This window comes from uncultured Fretibacterium sp., from assembly GCF_938030725.1.
Classification (GTDB): Bacteria; Synergistota; Synergistia; order Synergistales; family Aminobacteriaceae; genus Fretibacterium.
The window spans coordinates 1-7,274 of record NZ_CALHIQ010000102.1; the positions used below are offsets into that span (position 1 = coordinate 1).

Annotated in this window: 6 protein-coding genes; 3 read left to right on the forward strand and 3 right to left on the reverse strand. The window is 64.8% G+C overall.

Annotation, left to right across the window (positions count from 1 at the left end; translation table 11 throughout):
* Positions 1-1,677 (reverse strand): dynamin family protein (locus Q0629_RS06280; protein ID WP_298780319.1); only part of this gene is annotated, 1,677 nt, incomplete at its 3' end.
* Positions 1,678-1,978: 301 nt separating this feature from the next.
* Here Q0629_RS06280 and Q0629_RS06285 point away from each other — a divergent pair.
* The 3 genes from Q0629_RS06285 to Q0629_RS06295 all read left to right on the forward strand — a co-directional run bounded on the left by Q0629_RS06285 (position 1,979) and on the right by Q0629_RS06295 (position 5,563).
* Positions 1,979-3,241, forward strand: coding sequence for a hypothetical protein (locus Q0629_RS06285; protein WP_298780322.1), 1,263 nt, complete (start codon positions 1,979-1,981; stop codon positions 3,239-3,241).
* Positions 3,242-3,305: 64 nt separating this feature from the next.
* On the forward strand, positions 3,306-4,592 hold the full coding sequence (lysA, locus tag Q0629_RS06290; protein WP_298780325.1) for a diaminopimelate decarboxylase: 1,287 nt from the start codon (positions 3,306-3,308) through the stop codon (positions 4,590-4,592).
* 74 nt (positions 4,593-4,666) lie between these two features.
* Complete coding sequence (locus Q0629_RS06295; protein ID WP_298780327.1) at positions 4,667-5,563, forward strand: hypothetical protein; 897 nt, start codon at positions 4,667-4,669, stop codon at positions 5,561-5,563.
* Positions 5,564-5,689: 126 nt separating this feature from the next.
* Here the strand turns inward: Q0629_RS06295 and Q0629_RS06300 are convergent, their stop codons facing one another.
* Both Q0629_RS06300 and Q0629_RS06305 read right to left on the reverse strand, forming a co-directional pair.
* Positions 5,690-6,757, reverse strand: coding sequence for a hypothetical protein (locus tag Q0629_RS06300; protein WP_298780330.1), 1,068 nt, complete (start codon positions 6,755-6,757; stop codon positions 5,690-5,692).
* 26 nt (positions 6,758-6,783) lie between these two features.
* Complete coding sequence (locus tag Q0629_RS06305) at positions 6,784-6,945, reverse strand: hypothetical protein (protein ID WP_015557162.1); 162 nt, start codon at positions 6,943-6,945, stop codon at positions 6,784-6,786.
* Positions 6,946-7,274 lie beyond the last annotated feature (329 nt).

Genomic DNA, 7,274 nt, shown 5'->3' on the forward strand with positions numbered 1-7,274 from the left:
AAGCCTTGAGGAGATGGGGATGATGGGGCAGGAGGCGGCGCCGGCTTCCTGCAGGTCCCCCCGCAGCTCCGTCACGGCCTGCTCCAGCCTCTGGCGGCGGGGCAGGAGGACGCTGCCGGCCTCCACCTCATCCCGCTCGATGTCGATTTGCGACAGCAGCAGGATGACTTGTCGGCCGCCCGTCAGAAGCGAGTGCATCAGCTCCACGTCCGCGGACTTGAAGCGGGCGCGCAGCGGCGTGAGGTAGAGGGCGATGTCCAGGCTTGGCAGGAGGCGCCGCAGCATCAGCTCGCCGTACCGAGGCAGGTCGCAGGCGTCGAGCCCCGGGGTGTCCGCCAGCACGAGCCCGGAGGGGATCGCCGCGTCTGGGCTGTTCCACTCGATATGGTCGATGCCCCATTCGTTCCCAGGGTTCCAGCGTTCGGAGGTGTGTTCCTCCATCCAGTCCGGGGTCAGATCGGACCCTGCCGTGCGCTCAACTCTCCCGTCGAGGTAGAACACGTCCGCCGCCCGGACCCCGCCCCGGCGGCAGAGCACAACCGCGTTCGTCGTGGCGCGGGTTTCCTCAGGCAGCAGCCGCTCGCCCATCATGGCGTTGATAAACGTCGATTTGCCGCTTCCCGTGAGGCCCACCGCTCCGACGGTGAGCTCCGTCTCCCGCAGGGACTGAAGCAGGCCCTGAAGGTGGTTCGTTGTCGCCAGGAAGGTGGGCCTGAGGCTGCTTTCGGAGATGGCGCGCAGGGCGGAGGACACCCGGTCGAACAGGGCGGTGCGAAGTCCCTCCGCTTCTGGGGTGGCGTCCATGCCCCTCAGCCGGATGGGTTCAGGCGCCGGCTGTTTTGGGGCGCCGGCCGTGCCGCGGAGGCCGATGCGCTGCAGGCGGCCCCGCAGGCGAAGGTTCTCCTCCTCCAGGGCCCTGACCTCCGTGACGTCGGAGAGAGCGACGGCGCTCCAGTGGGAACTTGCCTCCCGCGGCGGGGTCCGCACCTCAAGCGTCCGGGTGCGCCCGTAGCGATCCTGGACCTCCAGGCGTTCCCCGTCGCCCAGGCTGGCGATTGCGGCGCGGAGGTGCGGAGAGGCGTCGGCGAGGTGGGCGAAGGAGGGGCTGTTCAGGACGCGCCCGTCCCGCGTCGAGCGGACGCTGACGGGGAACGGCATCGCCTCGACCAGGGTGGACAGCGTGAGGTCCTGACGGGAGGCCTCCTCCACCCTCGCCTCGTCCAGCAGCGCCTCAAAGCGCCTCTGCCCCGCGGTGATGTGGCGTGCGGCCTGCTGCATCCTGCGCTCCCAGCTGCCCTCGGAGGGCTCCTGGGGCGATCCTCCGCCGAGCGCCGTTTCAACGCCCATGAGGAGGAGCGGGCTGCCGTCCTCCCCGCGCCGGATGCAGGCGTCCAGGCGGAAGGCACGGTAGACCCCGTCCCCGCAGTACAGGCGCCGGGCGAGGGACAGGGCCGACTCTGCTCCACGCCTGAGGGCCGCGTTCAGCTCCCGCGCCCGTCCGTGATCCTCTGGATGGCAGAGCTCGCACCACTGTTCGAGGCTTCGGGGCCGCGAGTCAGGGGTGAGGCGCAACGCGGCGAGGAGCGCCGGGGACATCTCCACGTCCCCGGCGGGGAACTGGACGAGCAGGGCGGCGAGCGGCCCAAGGCGCATGAAGTCCTCCCAGAGCGGCGTCATCGCAGGGCTCCAGTCGATGGTGCAAAAGGTCCGTTGATCAAGGTGAGCCTCATGGAGTGTCCCTCTTCACGTCGTGTCCCGCGCGGCGTCGCTGCAGACACGATAATTTTTCCCCAATCCTCCGCACCTTTTTGTCGGCGCGGAGGGAATGTGTTATCATTGAGTATAGCATTTGAGGACCGTGCTGACGGGCGTCTTGACGATCAAATTTGCGCGGGGCGCGGGTCGTTTTTCGCCGAAGCGGGACCTTCGAGGGTGGCCGGGGCGCTGGAGGACGTTTCATCGTGAGGGGGAGTTTGCCTTGCCGGCTGTAAAACTTCATTTTGAAACCATCAAGCCCCGTATTATTCGGGCGCGGGAGCTGTCCGAAACGCGGGAGCTCCTGGCGGACCTCCTCGTCATGCCGGACGCGCGGCTCCTTCAGATTTTTGGCGTTTCCCGCTGGCAACCGCGGGAGGTCCACGGCCTGAAGGATCGAATCTTTGCGGGCGTCGTGGGCGAGTTGGTCCGAAACGGCTGGAAGTGCGACTCGGCCGCCTTCGGGACGGGACGCCGCGACACGTTTTTGATGGAGATGGCCCGCCGCGGCTTTGCGCAGACGGTGGACTGCCTCCTGTCCATTGGAGCGGACGCGGATTACAATACGCGGGGTTATGGGGATTCCACGGCGCTGATGGCCGCCTGCGACCCGAACATCATGAGGAAGCTCCTGAATTACCGGGCGAACCCGATGGAGGTCAACGCCTCCAACGAAACGGACTTCACCTACAAGCTCCTCTCCGGCCTGACCGCCGGGGCGCGCTTCTACCTTTACAACACGGGGAAGATCCCGTTTCAGCCGTTGTTGGACAACTTCAGGGACTGCGTCCTGAGCCGCAGGACCGTGCCCTACAACCCCATGTTCCCCCTGTGCCTCGTGCCCGTGGTCCCGGAGGGCGTTCCCTACAGGAACATCGTGGACGAGAAGCTGGTGGACGCCATGTTTCGGAACCAGTACCTGCCGTTCTCCTCCAAGGCGCTTGCCTGCGAAATCGACTCGGGGCTCACCGTCTGGCACTACATTCGCACGAAGATGAAGGACGCGCGGGAGGCGTCGCCCGCGCTCCTGACGGCGTACCTGGCCTGCATGAGCAAGAAGTCGGCCTTTCAGACCCCGTCGGACTTCGCCTGCGTCGAGGATTACCTGGAAAAGCCCCTGCCCCGCGACCTCTCCGCTCAGGGAGTGATCTCAAAGTCCCTGTTCGTCCACATGCTCTTTTCCCTGGGGGGGCTATCCCAGATGGAGCTCCTGCGGTGGCTCCTCCTCCTGGGCAAGGTCAACCGGCGGATCGCCTTCTGGATGGATTTCTTCGGCGAGGAACCCTTCAGGGTCACGAACTCATCGAGGCTCATGGACAACCGAAGGGGGGACACCCACGTCCTGCACGAGTTGAGCGCCATGCAGTCGCTGCTCTCTCTGCGCGTCGGGGTGTCGGACAACTTTGGCGAGTTCCCCATCCCGGAGGGGCTCTCGGACCCTACGGCGGGCGGGGCGCAGCCGCTCGTTCGGGACTTCAGGCTCTAGATGCGGGGTCGGCCGCCCTCAAGTGGCGTGGCCTTACTTTAAAGCGGTAGCAGGAGGAAATCGGATGGCTCATCTTCTTTGGGGCGGCGCGGACTGCGTGGAGCTTGCGCGGAACTTCGGAACGCCCCTCTACGTCCTGGACGAGGCCGTGATCCGCGCCCGGTGCGCGGAGGTCCGGCGGGATTTTTTGTCGCGTTGGCCGGGGACCGGTGCCTGCTATGCCAGCAAGGCCTTCATCACTCGCGCCATGGCCCGCATCGTCGACCAGGAGGGTCTGGGCCTTGACGTCGTGTCGCTGGGGGAGCTCCGCACGGCCCTCTCCGCGGGCTTCCCGCCGGAGCGCATCGAGCTTCACGGCAACGCGAAAAGCGAGGAGGAGCTTCGAGTGGCTCTTGAGGCCGGCGTGGGACGGATCGTCGTGGATAGCCTGATGGAACTCGACGTTCTGGCGGACCTCGCGGAGGGGATGGGCCGGCGGGCGCGGGTTCTGCTGCGCGTTGCGCCGGGGGTTTCTGCCAACACGCACGCCTTCATCGACACGGGGCGGACGGGGAGCAAGTTCGGCCTGCCTCTGGAGGGGGACCTCCTCTCCGAGGCCGTTCGGCGGGGGATGACGCGGAGGGGACTGGACCTCCTGGGCCTGCACTTCCACGTGGGCTCGCAGCTCTTTGACCCGGACGCTCACCTGCGCTCCGTGGTCCGCGTCCTGGAGGCGGCGGAGGCGTTGAAGGCCAGGTTGGGCTTTGAGGTGCGCGAGCTGAACTTCGGGGGCGGCTACGGGGCACAGAGCAACCCCTCGAAGCTCCACGTCCCCATCGCTCTCTTCACCGATGCTATGATGGAGGCCGTGGAGCGGGAGTGCGCGGCCCGAGGGCTGGAACGCCCTGCCGCGTCCATCGAGGCGGGGCGCTGGATCGTTTCAGAGGCCGGGATCACCCTCTACCGCGTGGAGGTCGTCAAGGAACTGCCGGGCCTCACCTACGTGGCGGTGGACGGCGGCATGGCGGACAACCCGCGCCGTCCGCTCTATGGCGCGGTGTACGAGGCGGTTTCCGCGGAGCGGTCCGACGCGGCGGCGGACCGGGGCGGCAGCCGTATCTCCGTCGTTGGCAGGTGCTGCGAGTCCGGTGACGTGCTGATCGACGACGCACACCTGCCCCCCCTCAGGCGAGGGGAGGTGCTGGCGGTCTTCAACACGGGGGCCTACACCTTCTCCATGGCCAGCAACTACAACCGGCTCTGTCGCCCCGCCGTCGTCCTCGTCCGCGACGGACAGGCGGACCTCATCGTGCGGCGCCAGACGCCGGAAGACCTGCTGGAGGGGGACGAGATTCCGGACCGCCTTGCGTAGGGAGAGGTTGGGATTTTGCTTTTTTCGTAGTACAATTAGCACAGTCTATCTTTTACCGTTGGAGGGGTATTGAATTGCATCGTAATAAGTTCTGTGCGGTACTGTTTCTCTTTGCGTTTGTTGCAGGCGTCCTCGCCCCGGCGGAGCAGGCGTTGGCCTTCTGGAAGGGCTACACCAACCCTGAGGCCACTATCCTCTCTTATAACGCCAAGATGCCGAGGGCTATTTACTTCGCGACGGAGTCGGGACGGGACCTTACGAGCGATGGCCTCATCCTTGATACGAGAGCGAATCTCTTCGTCGACGTGGCGGACACCGATAGGGACGGCAGGATTGACGTGGGCGATTACAAAGAGGTAAGCTACAGGGCCAGGGTCCACGTCGTTGTGTCCATCGACATCTCTCCCGCGGACTTGGGGGCCGTTTCTGCGGATTTTCCTGGCCTGACCGAGAGCAGCTTGGACAGCTTCGCTGAACTGGAAACCTATCTTCCTGACCTCGCGAATAGGGTTAGGGACCTCTGGCGCACGAAGGCGGAAGAACTTGCGAGGGATTATCGCCAGGGGGCGTACACGTGGACTTCCACGATCGGCGGAGCCAACACGGATGCCATCAAAGTCACCCAGCCTGACGTCGGCATAGACCTGTCCGCCTACCCCCGCCGCCTGACGCCCCTCACCATCACGGCCACGCAGCAGGGGGGGGATGACAATTCCAAGTTCCCGGAGCAATACGCTACGCTGAGTTACAAACTGACCCATCGCCGCATCGGATCGGGGGGCATCTCGGACGATATCGTCGTGACGGGGATTGAGCCTGAAACCCCGCAGTTGAACGTTACGGTGCGCCCTCGCGACCAGGGCGGTAAGAACGGCGACAACGGTGGCGGAAGCTGCGATGCCTTGGGGCTTGGCACGGCGCTGCTGGCGCTCCCGGCCCTTGGCTTGGTGATCCGCAGAAAGCGCGGATAGCGGCGGCCTCCCTGCGGAGCGAACCGAACGGAAGCACATTAAGATGAATATGAGGAAGGCCCCCGGCGATGGTCGGGGGCCTTTCGCTCTTTCTCTGTTTGGGGGAGTCAGGCCTCTGCGGGCAGGTCACATGAAGAGGTAGCGAACGGCCAGCAGGAGTCCCACCACGGAAACCCCCAGCATGGCGAAGAAGAAGAGGTCGTCCAAGGCCACCATCCTTCGCTCCTTTTCGACGACGGCCCGCTTCGTCTTCAGCCGCAGGTCCTTCGTCAGCGTCAGCAGCCCCAGGATATCCGGGCTGATGCGCAGGTAGATGTAGGTCCTGTCCTCACGCCGGTCGATCTCCTCCACGGGAAAGGTGGGGGACTGGTTCGTGCTCTCCAGAAACTTCTGAACCAGGCCGGCCGTCCCTGCGTTGTTCTTGAGGGTGACCTCCACCACGTCGTTGGGGGCGAGCTCCGAGGCCGCCTTGCCCCAGACGGGGTCGATGACGGGCAGGCACTGAACGATCATCTCCTCGAAGGGGTTCTCAGCCCTCTCTCCATCGTCTCTGGCCTCGTCGGACTCGGCGGACGGGCTCCCCGTGGGGTCCAGCAGCCCCGCTTCCTCCAGGTCCTTCCGCGTCAGGAGCTCCACGTCGCTGGCCACGTTGAAGAAGTTGTGCGTGGCGCGCTCGAAGCCGTGGCGGATCTCGTTCTCGACGCGGAGCAGCGCCCGCTTGACGTCGAGGCGCCTCTCCTCAAAGAGCGCTGCGCGGTCGGCTTCCGGAAAGAGGTCCGGCAGGATGGCGTTGAGCTTTTCACCCCATATCGCGTCGTAGGGCCCCAGCTGCGAGAGGAGCCTCATGAAGGACCTCCAGGGCTCACTGGGCTTGAAGGTGATCTGGGTGTCCGCGCGCGTCAGCCACAGGGTCTGGTTGACGGTTTTCGTGCTGTGCCCGTCGTAGATCAGACAGAAGGCGCCGCAGAGGTCCCCGCGCTTGGGGGTGAAGAAGGTGTACTTCAACGCCAGGTAGTGGGGGGCGTTGTCCTCTTGTGCCTCGGCGGCAGACGGTTCGCCCCCCGCAGCCTGAGGGAGCGCGTCCTCCTCCGGACCGGGCGCGGCCTCTGCGGCCGGCGGCGTGTGCAACGGCGACGCCTCCGGCGTTTCCGCCGCCGCGGACTGTGGATGGGCCGCAGGGTCGTTTGACAGCATATCCGCCGACAATCGGATCAGCTCCTTTAACGGACGGAGTAGCTCTTGGCGCTCCAGGACTTCCCGCGCTTCATCTCGCCCGATATCAGCTCAAGGTAGCGGCCCAGACATTCGGGGCAGCGCTTCGACGAGTCGTTGGCCTCCGCCTCAAACTCCTTTTTGCATTCAAGACACCTGAACTTTGCCATCGAGAATCCCTCCTGACCTCGGTTAACATTGGGGGCGCCGCGCTTCAGGGCCTTCGTTCTCCGCCATGTTCGAGTGGTGCCCCTCTGCTGTAAACTGCCGTCTATAATCATAGGCAAAAGGCCGTCTTTGGTCAATGGCGTTTTTAGGGAAGCGCTGATTAAAACAAAAACACATACTTTGCCAAGGGAAAATATGCAAAACATCTATGGACAAAAATCTCCAGCGCTTCCCTAAAATTTTAAAATGGGGCTATGCCCCAATCCCCACGCGCTTCGCGCGGCCTGATGAAGTTTCAGACACTGAAGGGAGACGATACGGGTGACAGTTC

Coding starts and splice junctions, on each gene's coding strand:
- Q0629_RS06305 (WP_015557162.1), bottom strand. CDS start 6,945: ATGGCAAAGTTCAGGTGTCTTGAATGCAAAAAGGAGTTTGAGGCGGAG.
- Q0629_RS06300 (WP_298780330.1), bottom strand. CDS start 6,757: ATGCTGTCAAACGACCCTGCGGCCCATCCACAGTCCGCGGCGGCGGAA.
- lysA (WP_298780325.1), top strand. CDS start 3,306: ATGGCTCATCTTCTTTGGGGCGGCGCGGACTGCGTGGAGCTTGCGCGG.